The organism is Calothrix sp. 336/3, assembly GCF_000734895.2.
GTDB lineage: Bacteria > Cyanobacteriota > Cyanobacteriia > Cyanobacteriales > Nostocaceae > 336-3.
The window spans coordinates 1041043-1065294 of the sequence record NZ_CP011382.1 but is presented as its reverse complement, the minus strand read 5'-3'; the positions used below and the strand labels follow the sequence as shown (position 1 = coordinate 1065294).

25 protein-coding genes and 1 pseudogene are annotated in these 24252 nt (G+C 39.4%); 13 read left to right on the top strand and 13 right to left on the bottom strand.

Annotation, left to right across the window (positions count from 1 at the left end):
• The first annotated feature begins 44 nt into the window (after nt 1-44).
• Nucleotides 45-839, top strand: a complete 795-nt coding sequence (locus IJ00_RS04255) for a prohibitin family protein (RefSeq protein ID WP_035158394.1) — start codon at nt 45-47, stop codon at nt 837-839.
• A gap of 112 nt (nt 840-951) precedes the next feature.
• Here the strand turns inward: IJ00_RS04255 and IJ00_RS04250 are convergent, their stop codons facing one another.
• Nucleotides 952-1695, bottom strand: a complete 744-nt coding sequence (locus IJ00_RS04250) for a phosphatase PAP2 family protein (RefSeq protein WP_052754381.1) — start codon at nt 1693-1695, stop codon at nt 952-954.
• A gap of 9 nt (nt 1696-1704) precedes the next feature.
• Between IJ00_RS04250 and IJ00_RS04245 the strand changes: the two genes are divergently transcribed.
• On the top strand, nt 1705-2007 hold the full coding sequence (locus tag IJ00_RS04245) for a hypothetical protein (protein ID WP_144415981.1): 303 nt from the start codon (nt 1705-1707) through the stop codon (nt 2005-2007).
• Nucleotides 2008-2080: 73 nt separating this feature from the next.
• Here IJ00_RS04245 and IJ00_RS04240 read toward each other — a convergent pair whose 3' ends face one another.
• From IJ00_RS04240 to IJ00_RS04210, 7 genes are all read right to left on the bottom strand, one after another.
• A complete protein-coding gene (locus IJ00_RS04240; protein WP_035150423.1) occupies nt 2081-2644 on the bottom strand; it encodes a DUF1634 domain-containing protein in 564 nt (187 codons plus the stop codon).
• Nucleotides 2645-2647: 3 nt separating this feature from the next.
• Nucleotides 2648-3481: a sulfite exporter TauE/SafE family protein gene (locus tag IJ00_RS04235; protein WP_035150422.1), complete on the bottom strand. Its 834-nt coding sequence runs from the start codon at nt 3479-3481 to the stop codon at nt 2648-2650.
• Nucleotides 3482-3558: 77 nt separating this feature from the next.
• Nucleotides 3559-4212: a hypothetical protein gene (locus IJ00_RS04230; RefSeq protein ID WP_035150420.1), complete on the bottom strand. Its 654-nt coding sequence runs from the start codon at nt 4210-4212 to the stop codon at nt 3559-3561.
• Nucleotides 4213-4258: 46 nt separating this feature from the next.
• Nucleotides 4259-4894, bottom strand: coding sequence for a hypothetical protein (locus IJ00_RS04225; RefSeq protein ID WP_035150417.1), 636 nt, complete (start codon nt 4892-4894; stop codon nt 4259-4261).
• Between the two features lie 61 nt (nt 4895-4955).
• Nucleotides 4956-5606, bottom strand: coding sequence for a cadmium resistance transporter (locus IJ00_RS04220; protein ID WP_035150416.1), 651 nt, complete (start codon nt 5604-5606; stop codon nt 4956-4958).
• 39 nt (nt 5607-5645) lie between these two features.
• The gene (locus IJ00_RS04215) at nt 5646-6347 is read right to left on the bottom strand and encodes a cadmium resistance transporter (protein ID WP_035150414.1); all 702 of its coding nucleotides are present in this window, start codon (nt 6345-6347) and stop codon (nt 5646-5648) included.
• A gap of 88 nt (nt 6348-6435) precedes the next feature.
• Nucleotides 6436-7914, bottom strand: coding sequence for an APC family permease (locus IJ00_RS04210; RefSeq protein WP_035150412.1), 1479 nt, complete (start codon nt 7912-7914; stop codon nt 6436-6438).
• A gap of 308 nt (nt 7915-8222) precedes the next feature.
• On the opposite strand from IJ00_RS04210, the gene IJ00_RS04205 reads away from it, so the two are divergent.
• From IJ00_RS04205 to IJ00_RS04175, 7 genes are all read left to right on the top strand, one after another.
• Nucleotides 8223-9173: a LysR substrate-binding domain-containing protein gene (locus tag IJ00_RS04205; RefSeq protein ID WP_035150409.1), complete on the top strand. Its 951-nt coding sequence runs from the start codon at nt 8223-8225 to the stop codon at nt 9171-9173.
• A gap of 404 nt (nt 9174-9577) precedes the next feature.
• Entirely contained in the window at nt 9578-10042 is a 465-nt protein-coding gene (locus IJ00_RS04200; RefSeq protein ID WP_052754380.1) for a hypothetical protein, read from the top strand.
• An 82-nt stretch (nt 10043-10124) separates the two neighbouring features.
• A complete protein-coding gene (locus tag IJ00_RS04195) occupies nt 10125-10916 on the top strand; it encodes a sulfite exporter TauE/SafE family protein (RefSeq protein ID WP_035150407.1) in 792 nt (263 codons plus the stop codon).
• A gap of 290 nt (nt 10917-11206) precedes the next feature.
• Nucleotides 11207-12232, top strand: coding sequence for a cysteine synthase A (cysK, locus tag IJ00_RS04190; RefSeq protein WP_046814715.1), 1026 nt, complete (start codon nt 11207-11209; stop codon nt 12230-12232).
• The gene (locus IJ00_RS04185; protein ID WP_035150405.1) at nt 12198-12497 is read left to right on the top strand and encodes an NIL domain-containing protein; all 300 of its coding nucleotides are present in this window, start codon (nt 12198-12200) and stop codon (nt 12495-12497) included. The genes cysK and IJ00_RS04185 overlap by 35 nt, the downstream gene beginning before the upstream one ends.
• A gap of 145 nt (nt 12498-12642) precedes the next feature.
• On the top strand, nt 12643-13080 hold the full coding sequence (locus IJ00_RS04180) for an Rrf2 family transcriptional regulator (protein ID WP_052754379.1): 438 nt from the start codon (nt 12643-12645) through the stop codon (nt 13078-13080).
• A 365-nt stretch (nt 13081-13445) separates the two neighbouring features.
• Nucleotides 13446-13883 carry an Rrf2 family transcriptional regulator gene (locus IJ00_RS04175; protein ID WP_035150401.1) on the top strand — a complete coding sequence of 146 codons (438 nt, stop codon included), beginning with the start codon at nt 13446-13448 and terminating at the stop codon, nt 13881-13883.
• 77 nt (nt 13884-13960) lie between these two features.
• Here IJ00_RS04175 and IJ00_RS04170 read toward each other — a convergent pair.
• Both IJ00_RS04170 and bchD read right to left on the bottom strand, forming a co-directional pair.
• Nucleotides 13961-14929 (bottom strand): annotated as a pseudogene (locus tag IJ00_RS04170) (DUF4351 domain-containing protein).
• 19 nt (nt 14930-14948) lie between these two features.
• Nucleotides 14949-16979, bottom strand: coding sequence for a magnesium chelatase ATPase subunit D (gene bchD / locus IJ00_RS04165; protein ID WP_035150399.1), 2031 nt, complete (start codon nt 16977-16979; stop codon nt 14949-14951).
• A gap of 651 nt (nt 16980-17630) precedes the next feature.
• Here bchD and IJ00_RS04160 point away from each other — a divergent pair.
• The 3 genes from IJ00_RS04160 (at nt 17631) to IJ00_RS28735 (ending at nt 19554) form a co-directional block, all read left to right on the top strand.
• The gene (locus tag IJ00_RS04160) at nt 17631-18395 is read left to right on the top strand and encodes an NYN domain-containing protein (protein WP_035158386.1); all 765 of its coding nucleotides are present in this window, start codon (nt 17631-17633) and stop codon (nt 18393-18395) included.
• 290 nt (nt 18396-18685) lie between these two features.
• On the top strand, nt 18686-19369 hold the full coding sequence (gene rnc / locus IJ00_RS04155) for a ribonuclease III (protein WP_035150397.1): 684 nt from the start codon (nt 18686-18688) through the stop codon (nt 19367-19369).
• 41 nt (nt 19370-19410) lie between these two features.
• On the top strand, nt 19411-19554 hold the full coding sequence (locus IJ00_RS28735) for a hypothetical protein (protein WP_168163416.1): 144 nt from the start codon (nt 19411-19413) through the stop codon (nt 19552-19554).
• Nucleotides 19555-19678: 124 nt separating this feature from the next.
• Here IJ00_RS28735 and IJ00_RS04150 read toward each other — a convergent pair whose 3' ends face one another.
• Nucleotides 19679-20986 (bottom strand): aminopeptidase P N-terminal domain-containing protein, encoded by a 1308-nt coding sequence (locus IJ00_RS04150; protein WP_035150396.1) that lies wholly within the window; start codon nt 20984-20986, stop codon nt 19679-19681.
• 307 nt (nt 20987-21293) lie between these two features.
• Between IJ00_RS04150 and IJ00_RS04145 the strand changes: the two genes are divergently transcribed.
• A complete protein-coding gene (locus tag IJ00_RS04145; RefSeq protein WP_046814714.1) occupies nt 21294-22487 on the top strand; it encodes an acyltransferase in 1194 nt (397 codons plus the stop codon).
• Between the two features lie 43 nt (nt 22488-22530).
• On the opposite strand, the gene IJ00_RS04140 is transcribed toward IJ00_RS04145, so the two are convergent.
• Both IJ00_RS04140 and IJ00_RS04135 read right to left on the bottom strand, forming a co-directional pair.
• A complete protein-coding gene (locus IJ00_RS04140) occupies nt 22531-23064 on the bottom strand; it encodes a GNAT family N-acetyltransferase (protein WP_201782662.1) in 534 nt (177 codons plus the stop codon).
• A 333-nt stretch (nt 23065-23397) separates the two neighbouring features.
• On the bottom strand, nt 23398-24153 hold the full coding sequence (locus tag IJ00_RS04135; protein ID WP_035150386.1) for a glucose 1-dehydrogenase: 756 nt from the start codon (nt 24151-24153) through the stop codon (nt 23398-23400).
• Nucleotides 24154-24252 lie beyond the last annotated feature (99 nt).

Genomic DNA, 24252 nt, shown 5'->3' with positions numbered 1-24252 from the left:
GCCAAACCTAGTAAAGGGGAAAATTGAAATAGATCATGTACATCATGATAGATAGAAAAAAACGCCATTTTTTGATAAAGCTGATTTTAACTCTTACATTAATATGCATCATATTTTTCCCTTTTGTACTAGTGAATCCTGGTGAAAGGGGTGTATTAATGAAATTTGGTGAGGTGCAGGAAAAAATCCTACCAGAAGGATTACATTTAGTCATTCCTTTAGTGAATACAGTTCACAAATTGACTATCCGTGTACAAAAGCAGGAAATTTCGGCAGAAGCTTCCTCAAAAGATTTACAAGAGGTGTATACGGATGTGGCTTTAAATTGGCATATTATCCCAGAGGAGGCAAACTTAATTTTTCAAGAAATAGGCGATGAGATGCAAGTTGTCGATAAAATTATTAATCCCGCAGTGGAGGAAATATTGAAAGCTGTAATGGCAAAATATACTGCGGAAGAGATTATTACAAAACGAGGTGAAGTCAAGAGCAAGGTCGATGATTTATTAATTATCAGATTAAAGAATTATCATGTAACGGTAGATGATATCTCCTTGGTGAAGATACATTTTTCAGAAGTTTTTACTGATGCTGTTGAAGCCAAAGAAATAGCTAAGCAGGAGGCAAAACGAGCAGAATTTATTGCTCTTAAAGCTGTAAAGGAAGCGGAAGCTAAGGTTAATTTGGCAAAGGGAGAGGCAGAAGCCCAGAGGTTGATTAAAGAGACTTTAACATCTGATATTATACGTAAACAAGCAATCGAAAAATGGGATGGAGTATTACCTAAAATTATGAATGGAGGAGAGTTAAAATTTGATGTAAGCAAGTATATTAACTGACAATAATTTTGATAGAATAATATTAATTAGAGTCTAATGACATAATAAACACAAATATTTCATATACCGTTGTATCTTGATTTATAAATTTATTTATGGATTGATATTTAACTTATCCTGCATCTAAATCAATATTTCTATGCGGTTTTATCAGTAGGTAGACGGTTACAGACCAAGCTAATGCAATCAGCCACCCTGCCAATATATCACTAGGGTAATGAACTCCTAAATATAATCTTGTCCAAGCAATTGTGGGTACAAAAAAAATGCCAAAAACTAAACTAAGTAAACGCCAAGGGGTTTTCCAGGCTAACACAATTAAAAGTGTAATAAACGTCATACTTGCCATTGCATGACCACTAGGAAATGAAAAATTGACCGTGTGATATGTTGAATCCCAAAGATGGGGACGAGGACGATGTATCAATTCTTTGAGTGTCAGGTTAATAATTGTGCTGCCAATTCCTGTAATCATTAAATATATTCCAAATCGCCATTTCCGTTGTGAGACTAATGCACAAGCTATTAATATTAATGTGGGGATAATAGTTTTAGGTGAACCTATCTTAGCTAAGATAATTGCTAAAATATCTAGCTGTGGTTGACTGGTTTGATGTATGGCAAATAAAATTGGTACATCCCATGGAAAACCAACTTGATTTTGCCAAATTTTGACCGCAATCAACTCAGATATTTGTAAAGGTAAGCAAATTCCTAACAAAATTAATAGTAGATGTGTTCTGGTTGAGAACCCAATTTTACTGGTGATTCCTATTCCTGTTTCTAATTGATTTTCTACCTCATTTGTTAGATTGAGATTTTCTAATTTGTCTAGTTCCTTGTGTTCTATCTTCATAATTTAGCTATGATTGAATTAATGGGAATTCCCGTAAATCCTCAAGGTTGGGTCATGAATAACTTTTTTCTTCTCTCAGGTATAATTTTCCTGACAATTGCTGTCATTGGACAATCAAAGTTATTATTTGTGGAAATCAATCCTGGGTGCTTTGGTCGTTTACTAGCTTTATTGATTGGTGCTATTAGTCTGGATGTTGCATTTTCTCAAGTATCTCTAGTAGTTCCCCATTTCGATATTGTTAGAAATTTCATACAGAATCTAATCCCAGATACAACAAACATAATTAGGCAATTTCAATTTTTTGACTAATTATGTAATGACTCAAAGATGAGCCGGATAATTTAGGTCAATAGCAAATTAATCATTTCACTTCATACATTAATTAAATATATGCTCCTAAAAGGCTGTAACCTAAACAAGTTAACACTAATAAGGTAATCACAACATAAATAAAATTTTGCATTCGGATAAATGCGAATAAAGAAATTATCACACGCAAAATAGGCGTTGCAACCAGAAGCAATAAACCGAATTGAATAATCGCACGTTCATGTAATGCCTCCTTGAGAGAATCGCCATCGACAAAAACTGCTTTAACGACGCCCATAGGAGAAGAAAATTGTTCTGGTTCTCCTCTAAAAAAGCTATACTTAGCTGGTTGGTGCCATTGATGAACTAAATATATTATCCCACCAAATAAGACTACCGCACTAGCTAGCAAAACTCCATACTTGAGTAAATTGCTCAGTAAATTTTCGAGTTGCTCCTCATTTTCCGTTTTAATAAAATCTCTGTTAATTCCAATCAGAGAATCAGTGTTTTTGGCTCGTTGTTTTAATTCTTCAACTTCACTATCAACTTCTTCTACCTGTACGGGAAAAATATCAACTCTGCTTTTAGAATATGCGGGAGATAAAGAGCGCCATAATAAATCGAAATTACCCATGGATTACACCCCAACAAAACTGTTATAAACCATCTTCAATGCCATGGCAACTAAGACAAAGCTAAAGATAATTCTTAAAACTTGAGTTTTTGCACCGACGAGAATTTTTGCTCCCAAAAAAGCACCAGGTAATACACCTAACATGACAGGCATGGATAAACCGGGATCAATATATCCTCTAGCTAAATAAACTCCTGCGGATGCTGCTGCTGTCACCCCAATCATAAAATTACTGGTGGTTGTAGAAACTTTAAATGGAATACGCATAACATTATCCATAGCCAAAACCTTAAATGCACCCGAACCAATCCCCAGTAAACCGGAAGTGATGCCTGCAATAAACATAACCAAGAAACCACCGGGAACAGCATGAACTTGATAGGGAATAAAGCCATCGACTGTGGGATAAACACTATTTAACTGTAAATAGTTGGCACAAATATCTTGAGACTCATTTTCTGGTATTTCCCGTTTTGGTTGTTGGGAAAGATAGGCAGAATAGAGCAAGATAATTGCTAGTACAATAGTTAGCGATCGCACAGAAATTTTCGTAGCTATTAAAGCGCCAAGAATTGCTCCTGTGGTGGTAGCAACTTCTAAAAACATGCCCAATTTTAAATTAGTATAGCCCTGTTTGATATATGTCGATGCAGCTCCTAAGGAAGTGGCTATTACTGATACTAAAGATGCTCCTACCGCATAGCGAATATCCACACCAAAGACTGAAGTTAAGAGAGGGACAATGACAACACCCCCACCTAAACCCGTTAATGAACCGATTAAACCAGCAGTAAATGAACCAACCCAAACTAGTAAGGAAAATTCGAGGATGTTCACAGTTAATTTCCCATTTAAATTGTGATATTTCGGGTGAGTTAGGTATGAAGTAACCCACCCAGTTTTGTAATTTCTGGCTAATCAGCTTCTTCTTCGTTACCTAAAATGATATCAGGAACTCTGGAAGTGATATTTGTTTCGGAAACATTGGGTATATACCAATTAATATCACCATTGTGGAAAACTTTAGTGGGAGTTACATTTAATTCTAGTGTACTAGTTTCTGGATTGCTTTTAGCTATCAATTGGGTTCCCTGGAGGATTTTGATTGCTGCTGCGCCTGATAAATCTTGATTATTGAAACCCATAATTTTGCTGTCATTTGCTAGATAAATACCCTGACAATCCCATCCTGGGGGTGTGGTTTCACCTGCACCGAGAAAATATAGGGCATTATCGAAATCAGATGCAGATTTTTCTGGTTTGGGACCATAGATGGCAAGTGTTTTTCCTGTTTCATTTCGACATTGACCCCAGTTGATGCCTTTTTCTAAAGCATATTGTTGAAATGATAATTCATCGATTCTTTTTTGCAGGTCTTCTACTGTGAAAATTTCTGTTTCTCCAGATTTGGCTGCTGATAGCTGATTTTGAAGAATATCGAGGGATTTTGTGACTTCTATGTAATCAGAGCTTTTGGTAATTTTTGGTGTGTCTGCCCATGATGGTCTAGCAAAAAGAAAGTTGAGGATGATGATGAAGATGAGTAAAAGATAGTTGAATAATTTCATGCTTGTTGACTCCTTTTACAAAATTTATTTGAGAGACAGGTGCAATTTAATCTTCTATAGGTGCGTTAGGTATTTGATTGCTAATATTGGCAGATGTTAAGTTAGGCAATATCCACGGAGTTTCACCTGTTTTAAATACTTTCGTGGGGCGAATATTTAATTCTAGTGCCCCGCTTTGGGGATTGTTGGTGGCAATTAGTTGAGTTCCAGGGATAATTTTTAATGCTAAGGGTTCTGTTAAATCTTGAACTTGAGTATCTCCAGGAATTGAACTAGCAAGTTTGATTCCAGTTGGTAGGTAAATGCCATCACAATTCCATTCATCATCTGTAGTTTTACCATTCTCTAAATAATATAAAGTTGGCTCTTGAGTTTTCTTGACTTTGTGAATATATACTCCTAAGGTTTGTCCTGTGAGATTATGACATTGACTCCATTCTAGAGCAGTTTCGAGAATGTATTTTTGTAAGGTCAACTCGCCGATTTTTTGTTCAATTTCTTCCGGTTTGTATTCAGTTGACTCTGGAGAATTTTTGGCTTGAATCAATTCATTTAATGATTGATTTACTTCCATGTATTCGGGAGTTTGTGTGAGTTTTGGAGGGTCTGCCCAAGAGGGTTGAGCAATCAATAAATTAATTAAGATGGTAAATACGATGAGGAGGCTTTTGCAGAGTTTCATGTTTTTTCCTTTGTTGAACGATGTACTAATTAATTACATGGAAAGATAGAGAAAATTAGATTTAGATGAAAAGATGAAATGTTTCACTATCAATCAAAATAAAAATGCCCAAACCAATCAATACAAAAGGTACCAAACGATGCCCATAACGAGTTAAAAGATGAGCTATAGTCGGATGACGGGTAAGTTGATAAGCTGTGCAGCACCAGACTGCAATCATCAGAAAGAAAATAGTGAGGATGATTCCTAAATTTGTCAAATTACTACTAGCAAATAAAGGAACGTAAATACCAATATTATCTCCTCCATTGGCAAAGGTGATAGTCGCGACTTTGTAAGTTTGGGGAGAAAAAATACTGGTAAATATTGACATTACAGATGTTTTGATTGGTTGAGAGTCTAATTCTGTTGATACTGCTTGTATTTCATTCTCATCTGGCGGGCTAATGAGGCGATGAATGCCGATAATAATTGGCACAAAACCTAATATTCCAATCCATTTTTTATCGATAATTAATCCGCCTAAAAAACCAGGAAGGCTAGCAAGGATGATGGAGCAAAATCCGAGGTATTGACCAATAATTATGTGTCTGTGACGAAAGGTGGAGTTATTTACTTGCGCGAAGAAAATCATCAAAATGATAATATCATCGAGATTAGTTGCTGCAAAGGATGCAACGGCTGTGATTGTGACTTCGGCAAGGTTAAACATTACTAGTAAAATACCACCAGATTATTTTTTTAGCCTACATTAATTCTCTTTTACTTCTAGCGTAGGTTTATATTTTTTGACTATTCCCATCAGACACAAGCAACTTGCAAGTAAAGCTAAGGGATGTAAGGCTTCACTTTCTAAGATAATAAATACTCCTAATCCAACCAATACAAAGGGAATAAAGTTGTTACCGTATCGGTTGAGAAAATTGGCAATATTTTTGTGACTGATGAGTTTATAGCTGGCATAGCACCATACTCCTACAAGGAAGAAGAAAATTGTGATGATGATTGATAGTTGGATAAGGTTACTATTGGCAAATAGGGGTACATAAATGCTGACATTATCGCTTCCATTAGCAACGGTGATTGCAGCTACGCTATAGGTTTGGGGAGAGAGAAAACTTAAAAAAGGAGAGGTTTGTGGTTGTGATAAGACATCACCTGCTTCCTCTGCATCTTCGCTATCTTGATTTAACCAGCTACTCAAGCCAATGGCAATGGGTGCAAGTCCGAGTAACCCTATCCAATGGTCTGGTAATATTAAACCACCAAAAAAACCTGGAAGACTGGCAATTACTAAAACAAAAAAACCGAGGAACTGACCGATAACAATCTGCCGACTGTGGAAATTGTGATTTATTTGAGAAAACCATAGGGATAGGATGATTAAATCATCTAAATTTGTTGCCGTAAATGCTGTGATTCCTGTAGAAATTGCGGTAATTAATTCTTCCATGGGCTAATTTGCGTTGTGTATTGGTTTTAGTAGCGCTAGAGCGCAAAAAAATGAAGAGAAAGAAGGGCGAAATCCTGGCTATGAGTAATTATTTGTGATTATGTTCGTTGAAGCGGATGTGAATTGCATCGATCGCCTTCACCATTTTGTTTGCCAGTTTAGGCGATCGCGCTTTTTGCATCATGAACCATCCACAGGCGATCGCCAGGTAAGCTAAAAACAAATAGGGAAAGAGGTTATAGGGTGCTTCGGGTACTGGAAACATCTCACTACCAGGAATTCCCACACTCCCTAACAGGGGAATACACATAAACGCGATCGCCACCAGGGAAAAAAGAATATCTCTCCGTCGCAGTTGATTAATTCTGTTTAGGTATATCGGTGCAGCGATCGCCATTAAAATATATACCGTCACAAACCCAAAACTCGCGATCGCACCTAAGTATCCCATACTGTCAAAGAGTTTGATATTTGCCATTGCCATGACTGCGGGGATCAAGAATGTTAAGAAGGAACACACCGTTACTGCAATATGGGGAGTTTTATTTGCTGGGTGGGTATCCCCTAACTTGGTATGAAATAACCCATGACGTGCCATTAAAAAGAATATCCTGGCTGCCGGATTAATACTACCCAGAACGCAAGCAAAGAAACTTGCCAACGCACCCAAACCAACTAATTCACCTAACCATCCCCAACCAATTTGCTGTGCAAGATAACCCAGGGGTGCTTCTGTATGGGTAATATCTGCTCCCAAATTGTGAAACGCTAAAACCTCAATATAGGTGGTGCAGAGGAAAAATAAACCTGCAAGTATCACACTTCCTAACAGCGATCGCGGAATCGTTTTCAGAGGACTTTTTGCTTCATCTCCCAATGTCGTCGCACTTTCAAACCCCGAAAAGGCAAACATCACTAAAACTAATCCAGTTGCAATATTTCCCGGTTTCACCCCAGTTAAAGTTAACTGAGATATATCCAGTGCAAAACCATGATGTGCCCAAATTATGAGACACAATACAGCAATTAAACCAATGGATAAACCTTCCATCCACAACATTGCAACTGCCGACAATTGCACATCTTTGTAACCTGCATACCAAGCAATTCCCGCACCCAAGGCGAGTAAACTGATACTTGATGGATGAATCCCTAAATAACCAATCAATGCAGTACTAAAGTTCGCAAACCCGCATAATACAGACATTGCTGTAAATAAGTAAGCTAGTACCAAACTCCAGCCACAAATTACACCTGCGGTCGGTCCCAGACCTTTGACAATGTAAGAATATAATGAACCAGGTGATGCGGAACGACTGGCAAACTGATTGATATTTATACTGACAAATACCAACCCTACCAATCCAATCAGCAAACTTAACCAAGTACCATTTCCAGACAGGGCAACAATCAAACCGATGTTAGATGCTGGTATAGTAGTTGGAGCGATAACTGCAAAAGATTGCGCCAGGACTTCCCCAAATGAAAGACAGTGCGATTTTAAGCCATGAAAACTCTTTACCGAGACCCTTTCCCGGTTTGCATTAAAATTAAATTCACTGGACATCAGAAATACCTTTGCTTAGTCGGTCGAATTATCAGCTATTCCACTCGACTTCTGCGTAAAAGCATTTTTTTCGCCAGCGATGTCGCAATTAGTGCTTAAAATCTAATTTATCTCCCATAGGAAATAAAATCAAACAATCTTGGTTTTTAAATCGATAAATACAAGTAATTGACTGTGAATATTCTACCCCAATATCAAGATTTTTCTAGTTAAAGTCATGAGACATCTATATTGTCTTCCTGGAACTTAACAGTATGAAATGTAACTTTGACTTATCCATATAACTCAAAAACTAGGAACATCATTGAATGGCAAGAATGACTCTAGAACAGTTACGCATCTTCTTAGCAGTTGCCGAGAATTTGCATTTTACCCGCGCAGCAGAAGCATTATATGTTACTCAACCTGCGGTAAGTGCAGCAATTCAAAGTTTAGAAGAAGGGTATGCTGTCAAACTATTCCATCGTATCGGTCGTCATATTGAAATTACGGAAGCCGGTATACTCTTACAACAAGAAGCCCAACAAATCTTGGATAAAGTTCAGCTATGTGAACGTGGATTACGGGAATTAAATGATTTACAACGGGGAGAACTCAACCTGGGATCAAGTCTAACAATTGGCAATTATTGGTTACCAGGAAGAATTAGCGAGTTTCAACGTCAATACCCCCGCATATCTGTGAAATGTACCCTTGCCAATGCCGACACAATCTCTACAGGTACAGCTCATGGACAATTTGATATCGGTTTGGTGGAAGGAGAAGTACATCAATCCCTAAAAAATGTTTTGGAGGAAGAAATTATTGGTAGTGACAGACTTTTGATTGTTGTTGGTAAATCCCACCCTTGGTATGGGGAATCGCAGATATGTCTGACTCAACTTTCCCAAACCGAATGGATCATGCGCGAATCTGGTTCCGGTACACAACAAAGGTTTGAACAAGCTCTATTAAGTTGGGGGATTAATCCCCAGGAGTTAAATGTAATATCCGTCTTGAACAGTGGGGAAATGGTGAAAGCGATTGTGGAAAGGGGGTTGGGTGCGGCGGCAATTTCGGAATTGATGGTAAAGAAAGAATTACAGCTCAATACCTTGCGCGCGATCGCGATCGTTGATGATCGTGATGGTAGGGGAATGCTGTCGGAAATTTCTCGACCTTTTTTAAAACTCAAACACCGTCAGCGTTTTCAAAGTAAAGCTTGTCAAGCTTTTGAGCAAATGTTGCTGTCTTCTGTACTGCCATGCTGTGAGATTTGAACCAGTCTGTATTCTCTTCTAAATTTTTCTAACTTGGCAAATAGCTTCAATCACCTCTTGAGTACAGAAAATATCTCTCTTCCCAAGGAAATATACGCATATCCCCGATTGATAATTTCTTAATAACTGCACGCCATAAGTATTTCATGAAACGGATAAAATTAATTTATTTCGCACGAAAGTATTATTTGTAACAACTCTTCCCGACTGGTGAATTGTAAGTCAATCTGGCTCAACTCTTCCCTGGTATAGAAAGAATTATTTATATGGCTCAATAACACCCGTAGTTCAGCAAGTTGTAACTAAAACTACTTTTCGTAAATTGTAATTGTGTATTTACGAATAGATTTTTGAATTTATTTATATTAAACTACGGTAAGTCAATCGGAATTAAGTACCTTGCTATGGAAAACACACAGCATATCAGTAGCGATTTAAACATTGATAATCAAAAACCAGATATATCTTTAGGGCAATCAAACCAAAGCCAGGTAAGACTTACAGAGATTTTCAAAAAAATTAGAGGCGCTGTGTTGCTGGTAATTGGATTTTTGCTCTCCCCGATGTCTTGGTGGAATGACCTATTTTTTAACCTACCGATCGCCTATGGTTTTGGGTATTTATGCAGTTTATTTTCCCCAAGTTTACTTTTACCATGCGCGATCGCTGGATATTGGCTCTCTAACGTTCTGGGTATTCTGCTGATGCAAGCAGGGGTGATGGATGTATTACCGAATCAATCTCAAGAGCGCAGTCTCAAAAAAGAATTACTCACGGGTTTCGCATCTTCCACAGCCTACACCCTGGTAATCCTAGCACTCATCCACTTCAAAGTTTTGGCAACTCCCAACCTATTCCCCGGTAGCTAACTAGGGAATGCAGGTATGTCCTCAGGAGTATGAAGTCTCTAGGACATCTGACATCATCTGAGCAAAATCTCCCCACAAGAAAATGGATTACTTACTACTACCCACCCTGAGTTTCCTAATTGGTATCATAGTCGGACTCACCGGAATTGGAGGTGCATCACTCATCACCCCCATGCTGATATTTATTTTTCAAGTACCCCCTGCTGTTGCAGTCAGTTCCGATATTGTCGCTGCAACAATGATGAAAGTTGTTGGTGGGGTAAAACATTGGCAACAAGAAACCCTCGACTGTCAAGTTGTCAAATGGTTAGCCCTCGGAAGTGTTCCTGGTTCCCTGGTAGGAGTGGGAATTTTGTATTTGATTCGACAGATGGGAATCGCAAATTTAGATGGAGTTCTGTTACATTTACTGGGAAGTATGATTCTAGTAGTTGTATTTTTAGGACTCGGACAATTAATCATCAAAGAATTCTTTCCCAATTTTGTCTTACCTGAACTACCCAAATTTGATTTAAATACTAATTGGGGACGGATGCAAGCTATGGGTGTGGGAGCAATTCTGGGTTCCATGGTTGGAATGACTAGCGTTTCCTCTGGTTCTTTATTTGCAATGGCATTGATTAGCTTTTTTCAACTGGACTCGCGTAAATTAGTCGGTACAGATTTAGCCCAAGCCGCAATTTTGCTTTCATTTACTTCCCTAGGACATATGTTTTTGGGAACAGTGGATTGGGGCTTAGTCATACCTATTTGGTTTGGCACAATTCCAGGGGTAATGGTAGGAGCTAAACTATGTCAATTAATGCCTCCGTCGATTCTGAAATTTACAATTTATACACTCTTATTAGGGGTTAGTTTCAAGTTAGTTTATTAGGATGGAATGGTTGTGAGTTTCTCATAGATTGAGAATTGTTATCAGAAGACTTCACTGATAAAAGTAAGATGTTGCCCCAGATATCAAAGTTAAATATCTCATAGTCATATGTTTTGAATATCTAAAACTTAGCTATCCAGACTAATTACAAAAGCCAAAGACAAGCAGCCATAATTTTCTGACTCCCCGGCTTTGACATCATCAATAAGTAGATATTTTCAAAAAAACACATAATATCTATCGGCTAACAGTAGTATACTATAAATACCCCTTTGATAAAGAGTCAAGCCATGGGAATCGCCAATAGCATCACAGAGTTAATCGGAAAAACCCCCTTAGTACGACTGAATCGCATTCCCCAAGCAGAAGGATGTGTGGCTAATATTGTAGTCAAGTTGGAGGGAATGAACCCCACAGCTTCCGTGAAAGACCGTATCGGCGCAAGTATGATTCAGGTAGCGGAAGAAGCAGGATTGATAAAACCCGGTAAAAGTGTGATTGTGGAGCCAACTTCGGGAAATACAGGTATCGCATTGGCAATGGTTGCTGCTGCCAAGGGATATCAGTTAATTTTGACAATGCCAGAAACCATGAGTTTAGAAAGACGGGCAATGTTGAAAGCCTACGGGGCACAGTTAGAATTAACACCAGGAATCGAGGGAATGAGGGGGGCAATTCGTCGCGCTCAGGAAATCGCTGCATCCCTTCCCGATGCTTTTATTCCCCAACAATTTGCGAATCCAGCTAATCCAAAAATTCACCGAGAAACAACGGCAGAAGAAATCTGGAAAGATACCGATGGTCAAATTGACATTCTGATTGCGGGAGTAGGAACCGGAGGGACAATTACAGGAGTTTCCGAAGTTATCAAGCAACGCAAACCAAATTTTCAGGCGATCGCCGTTGAACCTGTCAATAGTCATGTACTATCGGGAGGACAACCGGGAGCGCATAAAATCCAGGGAATTGGTGCAGGATTTATTCCAGAAGTTTTACGTTTGGAACTCATTGATGAAGTAATTCAAGTCAATGATGAAGATGCCATACATTTTAGTCGTCGCTTAGCTAGAGAAGAAGGATTGCTCTCTGGAATTTCCTCTGGTGCTGCATTATTTGCGGCAATTAAAGTGGGAAAACGTGTAGAAAATTCCGGAAAACTCATAGTATTAATCCAACCGAGTTTTGGAGAACGATATTTGAGTACGGTGTTATTCCAAGATTTACCGGATGTGGTTTTGGAGCTAGATGATTCCAAGATTAAGTCTACCCCTAGCCGAAGTTATGAATTATCAAATATCATCAATCAAGCAAAGTAATTTCACACATATCAGGCTTCATTTACAAATACCTGGAATATATCACCAAGAGCCGATAATTTCTCGCTTAATTTCAGATTATCAATTAGTTGTGAATATCACTGGTGCCATCCTAGAAAATCATCCTCAAGCACCAGGATATTTTGACATTGAACTGAGTGGCACAATACCACAAATACATCAGGGTTTGAAATATCTAGAGTCTTTGAAATTGCAGATTAAGGGTAAGGGAAATTTTGCTGGTGGAGATAGCTGGTTTTATTGAATCCAGTCTCATCATGAGCTTGTATTTCATAATGTCATAATTCCTAATATTTGCACGAGATTCAAGATAATTTTCCTTAAAACACTAAAAACCTATCGAGCAACCGTAGTATATTAATATAGAACACTTAAATTTACTAATTACTGTGGGATTATCTTCAAGGGTAGAATATGCCTTTTTGGCATTGATGGAGTTAGCAGACAACTACAAGACGCAAAATCCTCTCAAAATTGGGGAAATTGCAGAGCGTCATTCTTTACCAGAGCGTTACTTAGAGCAAATTCTTTCGGCTTTACGCAGGGAGGGAATCATCCAAAGTATGCGGGGAGCTAAGGGGGGATATGTAATGATACGTGAACCGTGGAAAATTACTTTGCAAGAGGCGATCGCCATTGTTGATGGAGAGGAAAAGGCAAGGGAAATAGAGATTTCCAAAGTTTCCAACATTGAGAAAAGCATTATTTATGAAATTTGGTTGCAAGCAAACTGCGCATCTCAAGGTATTTTCAAAAGCTTTACCATTGAGGATTTATGTCAACAACGGAATAGTTATCGACAAAGTAACACAATGTATTATATCTAAGCGATGATCTATGATCACTGAAAAGGCAATTTCACCACAATCAGCTCTTTTTTGTACTGCACCGTGGAGGCGATCGCTGTTACTTTGCCAACCCCAGATGAAGCTCCAGCAATAAATAAAAGTTTTACAAGAATTCATACAAGTATTAATTTGCACCATTGAGGCATCATGGTGTATTTTTTTATGATTTAGATGTCAATACTGCTCCTGCATTACTTCAATTTATTAAAATCACAATAAAAAGTAATTGCTTTTATCAGAGAGAATATTTAGAGTAAAATTAGCTAGCGATCGCGGTTAATATCTCACAACATATCTTAACCCTATAATTTGAATCCTAGTACCTATTAAGTAGATGAAAGCCTGTGGAAATTTCAAACAAATATGAATACACGCTCCTCGCTCTTTTGGAACTTGCTAACTGTTATCAAAAAGGTGAATCCCTGCAAATTCGTCAAATCGCGGAAATGCAAGAAATTCCTAGCCGCTATTTAGAGCAAATCTTGGCGACTTTAAGACATGGGGGCATAATTAAAAGTATACGTGGTGCCAAAGGTGGTTATACCCTGGCGCGAGAACCTCACAAAATCACTCTTTTGGAAGCTTGGTATTGTGTGGAGGGTTCTGTTAAAAATGTCTATGATTTGCACCAAGGTGATAGTTCAATGGCAAGGCAAATTATTGAAGACTTTTGGTTAGAAGCCTCTCAAGCTGCCCATAGCGTATTGCAAAAATATACGTTGCAAGATTTACATGAACGTCAGGCAAATTATACTCAAAGTTCACCAATGTACTATATATAAAATGAATTATTCATGGGTGAAAATATCAAAAAAATGTTATTAATTCGCCACAAAAGTTCAGAAAAATAACTAGCTTGTTAATTTGCTTGTAGCCAGTTGAGTAAGTCGGCATTAGACGTAAAATCTAATAAAGCCTCACCAAGTGTTTCCAGTTGTTCTAGCGACAGACTGTGAATGTGTTCTCTAACTTCTTGGGGTAAATCTCCCACCCGTCTTTGCAGTAGCCGTAGAACGAGTGCTTGCTCTCCTTCAAGTTTACCTTCAAGTTTACCTTCGAGTTTACCTCGATCATAGCCAATGCGCTCACCTGTAGTAATGTAACTCATACTCCGCTCCTGTTCAAATTCCTTAAACTCTTGCCAAAATTCTGCCTCTAGTGCTTTTGGTAAAATCATAACCCAATCAATAAATCGATACAGGTTACGAATATCTTTTTCTTGCCAACCTTCTTCATACAACCGTCGAATTAAACTAAATTTCCAATTTTTGCGTTCTTGTGGTTTTTGACTAGTTTGCTGTGTCTTTAAATGTGCCATTACCACTGTCGCGAAAGGATTACCGCTTGCCTCTAATTCACTCCAGCGATTTTGATAATCTAGAAGTTTGATACTGCCAAAACGAAAATGTAATTCACAATCAGGATAATTGTAGCTATATTGATTTGGTCGCCAAGTTGAATCTGCATCACACAAAATTGCGAGGCTGATAGCTGGTTTGCCAAATTTATCAAAAATTCGTAGGTTGTAAATAAACATCCTTTCGGCAAAGTTTTCTTCCGATGTGGCTTGAATTTCTATATGAATCAATAACCACATTTCTTCGCCTTGAATATGCCAAACTTTGATTAATTTATCAGCATATCTTCTTCCTATTTCTCCTTCCCGTGCGATTTGTTGAAACTCTTTGTCGAGGAATTCGTGGGGACGTTCCCAGTTAATTAATGCAGATGTTTGGGGGAAGAAAAACTCCATAGCTTGGGGAAAGTAGGCTTAGAGGATTTCCTTCCAGGGTGAGTCATTATCTGCTCTTTGGCTTCCAGAGGTCATTATGGAATTATGCTAACTATTACAAACCCGCCTTCATATCCGCGATCGCCCCCATAGTCATTGCAGCAATGGCTTTATCTGTGGCTTTGGGTAGATGGTAATATTTGCCACCGGATGTTTTCGCCAGTTCCTTCGCAAAACCCGTGGAAACAAACTTGCTCTCGGTATCAATTACCAATAGCTGCATCCCTAGGGCACGGATTCTGCCAGCAATTTCCAAGAGTTCACCTTTGATATCAGGTTTCTGCTCAGTGTCTTGGGGTTCACCGAGGGAACGGGACAAAGAAATATTACCTCGTCCATCCGTAATTGCCACAATTACCACCTGCCCAATATCCCCGCTCATTTGAGCATTTAAACCCACCCGTACAGCTTGGGTTAAACCGTGAGCTAGGGGTGAACCACCACCACAGGGCAATCTTTCCAAGCGGTTGCGCGCTAGGGCAATGGAACGGGTAGGAGGTAGCAAAACTTCTGCTTGCTCTCCCCGGAAGGGAATCAAGGATACTTGGTCACGGTTTTGGTAAGCTTCTGTCAGCAACTGCATCACCGCACCCTTGGCGGACTGCATCCGATTTAATGCCATGGAACCAGAAGCATCCACGAGGAAAACTACCAGCGCTCCGGCTTTACGGGCGAGACGCTTAGAGCGAATATCACCCTGTTCTACGACCACTTTCTTCCCAGGATTTCTCTGCCTACGTGCTTTTTGATACGGAGCGGCGGCGCGCAGGGTGGCATCTACGGCGATGCGGCGGACTTTGCCCTTAGGCAGCATGGGCTTGACATAGCGCCCTCGGTCATCGGAAAAGATAATGTTGCGGCTTCCGGATTTACCCTGGCGACGTTGGGCGTTCTGAGCAAAATACAGCACCGTATTATCCAGGATAACCCCTTCTGGGTCAAAGATAAATTCCTCCGGGATACCGGGGGGTTCCTGCTCCTGCTCCTGTTCCTGCTCCTGTTGCTCCTCTTCCTGTTCCTGCTCCTGCTGGGAATTATCCTCCTCCTCTTGATTCTGGGGTGGGGGTGGAGGTGGTGGGGGTGCGGGTGGTTCCTCTGGGGGTGTCTGAATTACCGTCGCGCGGGGAACTATGACTAATTCTACCGCCCGTCGTAGGTCTTCAGCATTTACCTTGTCCCGTCCATCCAGTGCTGCGGATGCTTTGGCAACACGCACGGCAAAGATTTCTGCTCGATGTCCCTGTACTACTCCTCGGATAGCTTCTTCTACCAGGTAGGTAATTTGTTCGTGGGTAATGGTGACATCTTTGAGCCATTCCCGTGCGAGGATAATTTGGGTTTTTAAGCTGTCAATATCTTCGTTGTATTGTTGGAGGAATTCCTGGGGTGAACGGGAGTAGGATATTGCCTGTTCCACAGCTGCCACCCGTTGATCTAAACCCAGAATCCCATCTGCGGAGAGGGCGATCGCAATCCGATCAAGTAAATGTTCCCTGAGTCCCCCTTCCTCTGGGTTGTAGGTAGCGATAAACAGGGTTTTACAGGGATGTTGGAAGCTGATTCCTTCCCGCTCGATTTTGTTTTGTCCTTCGGAGAGTGCAGCTAATAGCTGGTTACTAATTTGGTCATCCAGGAGGTTGATTTCATCGACGTAGAGAACTCCTCGGTTAGCGGTAGCAAGTAATCCCGGTTGAAAGACTGTTTTTCCCTGTTTGACGGATTGTTCCACATCCACCGAACCCAGGAGGCGATCTTCGGTGACACCTAGGGGAATTTGCACAAAGGGGGAGGGAATAACTGCTGTTTCTATGGGGGTGCTTTGAGCTAATAACCAATCATCCCAGGTTTCGGGCTGGTTGGGGTCACAGTTGCTTATAGAGTCTTTGACGACTTCTATCGGTGGCAACAGAGCATGAATTGCCCTTGCCATAACTGATTTGGCAGTTCCCCGTCGTCCGGCGATCGCCACTCCCCCTAAACCGGGATCAACAGCTGCCAAGAGGAGAGCGGTTTTGATTGCTTCTTGTCCGACAACAGCAGCGAGGGGGAAAGCACTGATTGTGGGTGAGGTCGTCAATGCAGACATGATTGTTTATAAGGTTTATCTTATCGGTTTTCTAGCATATCAAGGTCTGGTGCATTGGGGAATGGGGAAGGTGGAGAGGAATTGACTAAAATAATCATGGGTAGCACCTACCAGCATACAGTAGGCGATTTACTAATTTGATAAAACTAGATAGAAATATGGCGATCGCACAAGCTAAACGTTTTACCCTGGATGAGTACCACAGGTTAAATGAGTTGGTTTTTTTTGCAGTTTAAGTCAAGTTTTTCCAACCCATATACTTACTTCACAGTAATATCAAAATTTACTCTTGACTTGAAGTGAATACCTGTGATTACATAGTTTCATAACCAAATAAACAGCTAAGACATCACAACTCACTATAGTTGGTGACTGTCTCAGTTCAAGAATGATCATTACCTTGCGAAATGTTTGGTAGTCCCTTTGGGTGAGTGTTTCAAAACTCCCTGTCAGGATATTAAACGTTCATCGAATGGGTTTATCGAGCAATTTGCAAGGTAGTAATTATCCTTCTCCTGAGACCTTAAACCAAGTAAATGTATCAGTGAAATCGCCTCTATCTCAGAATTTTAATTCTCGAATTGGGGTGAATAATTATGATGTGATATTCCCATGCTGTTTTGTCAAATACAAAACATAGGACTAAATATCATGATATCTGAAAAAGATAGTCAAAGTTTACCCTTGTCTGCTATGTATTGCGATTTTCAGAATGTAGGATTGAAGGAAAAAGAGCTAGACGTATTAATTGATTTTGTCAAGCAACATTATTCCATGAAAATACAAAAAATGTATTATAATTCTGGTTGCGAGAATCAATTACAAATAGCACAATTGGCTCAAGAAAAAGGCTGGAAATGTGTTGATGTTCCTTGTCTCCTTAAAAATAGCGCAGATAATCAACTCAAGTCTGATTTGTTAGATGATGATATTATAGTTAATAATTCACACAATATAGGAGCAGTCATTCTCATATCTGGTGATGGAGATTTTAAAAAGCCGATTGAGGCAATTCGGAAGTCAGGGATAGAAGTGGTAGTGATTGCCAGAAAAGGTTCTCTTAAAAAAGAACTAAAGGAGTATGCTAGTGAAGTATATTTTCTAGAAGACTTAAAACAAAAGTTCCAGACACAAATAGAAAATGATAATAACAAGAATCAAGTTAGTGATTTTATTGATTACAATCTGGCAGTAGAATACTTATGCCAAACAATTAAATTTGCCAATAAGGAAGGTAAATCTACAGCAATGGGATATATTAAGACTCTGATGCATCAATTACATCCTCAATATCATAAGGATGCCATAATTAAAACAAAGACAGGTACACAAATAGGAAAATTCGGTAAATTCATTAAAGCTGCTATCAAAGATGGTAAAGTGAGGCAACAAAATCAGTTATTAATTCTCACATAAACCTAGTTTATTTTGATAATTTTTACATCAAAACTTTGAGATTGCTTCCCTACGTCGTAATGACGCACTTGAATCGCTTAAAAACTCCGAGTTTCACTATGGATATGGTTTCAATAGCTAATTAATAGTTTATTCTATGTATAACGTTTCCCAGTCTGATGAGATATAAAATAAACCCTCTCCAACCCTCTCCTTGTTAAGGGGAGGGTGCGCGACAGCGCGGGTGGGGTGTATTTCACTTGCTTGGTAAACGCTATATTGTTCAATCATCAGTGCTTCCCAACAATATCATGCATAAATTACTAAATTTCCATGAGGATAAACTACTTCGTCATGCTTTAACACATCGTTCCTATGTTAACGAAAACCCCGATACAGGAGAACACAATGAACGCTTAGAGTTTCTCGGTGATGCGTTACTAAACTTCCTCAGTGGGCAATATCTCTACACAAAATTTCCCGAAAAGGGAGAAGACGAATTAACCCGTATACGCTCTGCTTTAGTAGATGAAAAGCAATTAGCAAAATTTGCCATTGAGGTAGGTTTAGATTTAAGAATGCGCTTAGGAAAGGGAGCGATTCGAGATGGTGGTTATCAAAATCCTAACTTACTAAGTAGTACCTTTGAAGCGGTAATTGCTGCCTATTATTTAGATAATAATCGCAATATAGAAGCAGTACGAGCTATCATTGAAACTCTGTTTGATTCAGTTTCACAAACAACAGTAGAGAAACGCTCCCATGTAGATGCTAAAAATCGTTTTCAAGAATGGGTACAAAAGAATATTACCATCACTCCTCCCAAATATCAGACATTACAAGTCGGTGGTGTTTCCCACGCTCCAGAATTTTTAGCTCATGTTTATGTGGAAGATAAAATCTATGGAGAAGGGAGGGGAAAGAGTAAAAAAGAAGCCGAAAAAGCTGCTGCGGAAAATGCATTAGAAAATGTAGAATCTCGCAAACAGGTATAATTAATTCAGTGCAGGTAAATCATAAACAATATCCTGATTATTTGGTAATCATATGGGAGTTGGGTTTAATTACTCAATCCGAAATAGCTGCTTGGGGAGATAATTTAACTACTACCAATGAGCAACCAGCAGATTGGATGATTGAACTTGCTGTTTGTGAAAATCTCCATCTGGGATGCAGTTGACGAATCCTGGAAAATCGAAATATCTGAAATTTACCAACAATTCCTCAACCTTGCTCACAGCTAACCGATTCAATTAGATACCCGACTTTTCTAGAAATCGGATATCTCAAAATTTCCCGCAAGACTATCTTTCCACGTCTTTGACTTCCTTGGGAACCCCTGCGGTTAACACCTCATTCCCCGTTGCTGTCACCAAAACATCATCCTCAATCCGGATACCGATACCAAACCAGCGAGAATCTATGGGGGGTTGGTCTTCTGCGGGTTCGGTTCCTGGTACAATATATAACCCCGGTTCTACGGTGACAACTTGCCCCGCTTGGAGAATTTGCGGTTGCTCTCCATACTGATATGCTCCCACATCATGCACATCCAAACCTAACCAATGTCCGGTACGGTGCATATAGAAGGGTTTGTATTTTTCCTCTTCAATGAGTTTATCTATCTCACCTTTGAGAATACCCAACTCTACCAAACCTTCCGTGAGGATACGGACAGCAACATCGTGAAATAGGTTGTAGGGATTACCCGGTTGTACTTGAGCGATCGCGCTCTTTTGGGCTGCTAAAACAATCTCATATAAAGCTTTCTGTTCCGGTGTAAACTTGCCACCAACGGGGAAAGTACGGGTAATATCAGAATTATAGTAACCGTAAGCACAACCCGCATCAATCAGTAACAGTTCTCCATCCTGCATTTGTCGCTGGTTTTCAATGTAATGCAATACACAAGCATTTGCACCCGATGCCACAATAGAAGGGTAAGCAACACCCATTGCACCCCGTTTCTGAAAGATATATTCAATTTCCGCCTGCACCTCGTATTCCCAACATCCCGGTGTGGTAAACTTCATAGCATGGATATGTGCTTCTGCGGCAATATCTGCGGCTTTTCGCATCAACTGCAATTCTGCATAACTCTTCACCAATCGCATACTATGAAGGATATGTGCAGTATCTTCTATTGCCACCGGACCCGTACCTCGTCTAGGATAGGTTCTGAGTAGCTGTTGGTAATGACGCAAAACAGTATCATTAAAACCGCGATCGCGTCCCAAATGATAATAAATTCTCTCAGCTTTTTCTAAATACTGCGGTAACTTTTCATTTAATTCATCAATCGGATAAGCTTCATCAGCACCATAGATTTCCTTTGCTGCTTCCACACCACACCGATAACCGCTCCAAACCTCCTTTTCCCTATCCTTCGGTTGCACAAACAAAATAAATTTATGTTCTGCATGGTGGGGTGCTAAAACTGCGACAGATTGCGGTTCATTAAAGCCAGTTAAGTAATAAAAATCACTATCTTGACGGTAATTATATTCTACGTCATTATGCATGACTGCCATGGGCGCACTGCGAAAAATTGCCGTACCATTACCAATCTTTGACATTAACACTTCACGACGTTGGCGATGTTCTGCTTGCATAGTTTAACTGGAAAATAAAGTCAGGGTTAAAAGGTTAAGGGAGAAAGTAAAAGAACTTCTTTATATCTATTCTAGGTATAATGCATCATGGTTACTTACTTCTTGCTTGTAATTATCTTAACTCCTATAAATTTTAACTGCACAGAATCAAAATCGATAAACAATTCCCTCAGATTTTGCACTTCTTAAAGTCAAGATGATTATTTCAGAAATTTTCATCAAAATTCCCCAGATATTGGGGCAAAAATCCTGGGATGAATCAATTACCTCTGCATAAGTAAATATCTTCAAGCTCATTTATGATTCTATGCCCAATCCTAACCGATTAGATATATTACTTGCTCTGAGAGGATTAGCTTGTTTAATGGTTGTGATGATTCATTGTGCCCCACCGCGTAACTTTCTGATATACAAAAATTTTGACTTTAGCTGGATACTATTCAGCCATGGAGCGGTAGCAGTTTGGATTTTCTTTTGTCTATCAGGTTATTTGATGGGTAAAGCTTTTTATACCAGACGCTATACCCTAGAAATGAAAAGTGTCGTCAACTTTTTTCGTAACCGAATTCTGAGAATTTTTCCCCTCTACTACTTTGCAGTTTTAATTCTCGTTATCTTTGTTTATCCAGAAATCTTAAAATTGTCCCATTGGGGTTATTTGTTGCGAGTTTTAACTTTTACCTATCAACCCTATCTTACACCTCAACCACTAGCTTTTAATGATGTCTTCTGGTCATTATCTACGGAAGTCCAATTTTATCTCTGTGTACCCTTAATTTATAGCTTTTTCAATCATTATTTATCTACAATCAAACAAATATATTTCACTTTCATCTCTATTTTAATTATCACCTTCATCCTGCGCTGTTTTTCCTGGATAACTTTTCATCAAGAAATTACAGACAACATGGGCTATGCATTCAAATATTGGTATACACCTTTAACTCATAATTTAGATTTATTTCTGTCAGGATTTCTCATCAATCCATTACTCAAAAATACAAAATCTCTACCTCTCAAACACCTATATATCTGGAAAATACTTGCCATTACCCTACTCATCGTCCTCTATCTTTTTAGCGCTCACCATTTATATCATCAAGAATTATGGGGAATTGCAAATCGCCCTAGTGGTTGGAGAACTGCAACGACAATTTTAATTTTGCCCCTAGTCACTGCCTTAATTACAGCCTGGTTTATTTTTGTCTTTGAACTAGAAAGCTATCATCTCCATGGCAAAAATCGCCAACTTTCTATTTCTGCAATCCTGGAAAATCCCCTGAGAATTTTAGAAATATTGGGTAATTTATCCTATGGAATATATATATGGCACTATCCAATTATTGGCAAAATTTATCCTATTTTCACGGCTGATATCCCCATCGCAGCTTTCTATACAAGATTCACCGCAACTCTCATCCTATCTATGATTATGGCAACGGTGACATATTTTCTGGTGGAAATACCTGGGAGTAAATGGAAAAGCTATTCCCCATCCTAAATCATTCATAAAGATACCAGCCCAAGCTAAACCATGGTATTCATCACCCTACTTCTGTTTGGGGTTTTTCCATTCGCCAAAATAGTACGGGATTACCATTAATCATTCTCTCCTCTATTTGCCTCATGCCAATTCTAGTTGCTACTTTTTGTGATTCCACATTAGGGCGATCGCAACTAGCAATCACATACCCATAACCCAACTCCTGAAAACAATAATTGACGATTCTCGTAGCAGCTTCCGTTGCATAACCTTTTTTCGTTCCCTGGGGTAGCAGAGCATAAGCTAACTGTGGTTGTTCCTCCTCAAAGAAATACCACAAACCCACAAAACCAATAATCTCCCCTTCAGTTTTCGTCTCAATCAACCACAAACCAAAGTTTTCCTGTGCAAACAACCTGAGACTCTCCATCAACATTTCCGTCGTCTTTTCCAGGGATAAAATCTGGTCATCGCAGAGATATCTTCTGACATAGGAGTCAGTCAAAATATGGTGTAATGTGTCTACCTGACTTGCTAAGATTGGTTTTAACAGCAATCTGGGAGTATCCAATATTAAACTCATATTAGGACTCATCTTTGATATTTGTTGGGGTAGCCTGCGCTTGGCATTGATACAATTTCCTATTGTAGTGTTTCCCTCTCTGATTTTAGGAAGCAGGCAAGATATCCTCGAAGAAAGTCAAGGGATGTCACCAGTAAACTATCAAAATTAATCCCATCCACTACTACATATATTTGCAATCATCAAATCGGATTCCTATAGATATCACGATATTTTGATCACATTGCCTACAATACCAACAATTAAGCCTGCTTTATTCTCTGCTTGGCTGATAATCATTTTCCCCCATCTTTGATGAGAACTCAGCTATTTAGAAGCAAAAAACTTGTGAATCTTTAAAAATAATTAACCTGCTAGTAAGCCACCATCAACAACAAGAGTATGTCCGTTGACAAAATCGCTAGCTTCAGAACACAACCAAATCACAGCATTGGCAATGTCATCGGGTTTACCCAAACGCCCCGCAGGAACAAAATTTTCAAAAGCTTTGGTATTACCACCAGTTGCCTGAGTCAACATTTCAGTTTCAATTGGTCCTGGGGCGATCGCGTTAATCCGAATTTTTTGAGAGGCATATTCTAGTGCTGCGGCTTTTGTGAGCATTACCACCGCAGTTTTAGAAGCATCATAAAGAGATAAACCTGGTGCTAAGGGGCGAAAACCATTAATGGAAGATGTATTGATAATTGCACCACCATTACCCTGAGATAATATTTGGGCAATTTCGTGTTTCATACACAGAAAAACTCCCTTGACGTTAACAGCAAAAATCTGGTCATAGGTTTGCTCTGTCTGCTCTGCTAGCAAGGCATTTTGCCCCAACATCCCAGCATTATTAAATGCGATATCCAGGCGACCAAACCGACTGACAACTGCGGCAATAGTTGCCTTCACATCTGCTTCTTGAGAAATATCAGCTTTGACAAATAAACCTTCACTTCCTGCCTGATGAATTAAGTTAACAGTCTCATTTCCTTCCTCTTCACGTCTTCCGACAACAACAACTTTGGCACCAGCATCCGCCAAGGCGATCGCCGTAGTACGTCCAATCCCAGAAGTCCCACCAGTAACCAGGGCAACTTTGTTTTCTAACGGTTTCATACAAATCACTCCGTTTTTAACAGTAAAGCAGTATGCCTGATTTTGATTCTTCTCCACAAGTAGGAACTTCTGGGTGATATAGTTACCTTATGGTTCCCA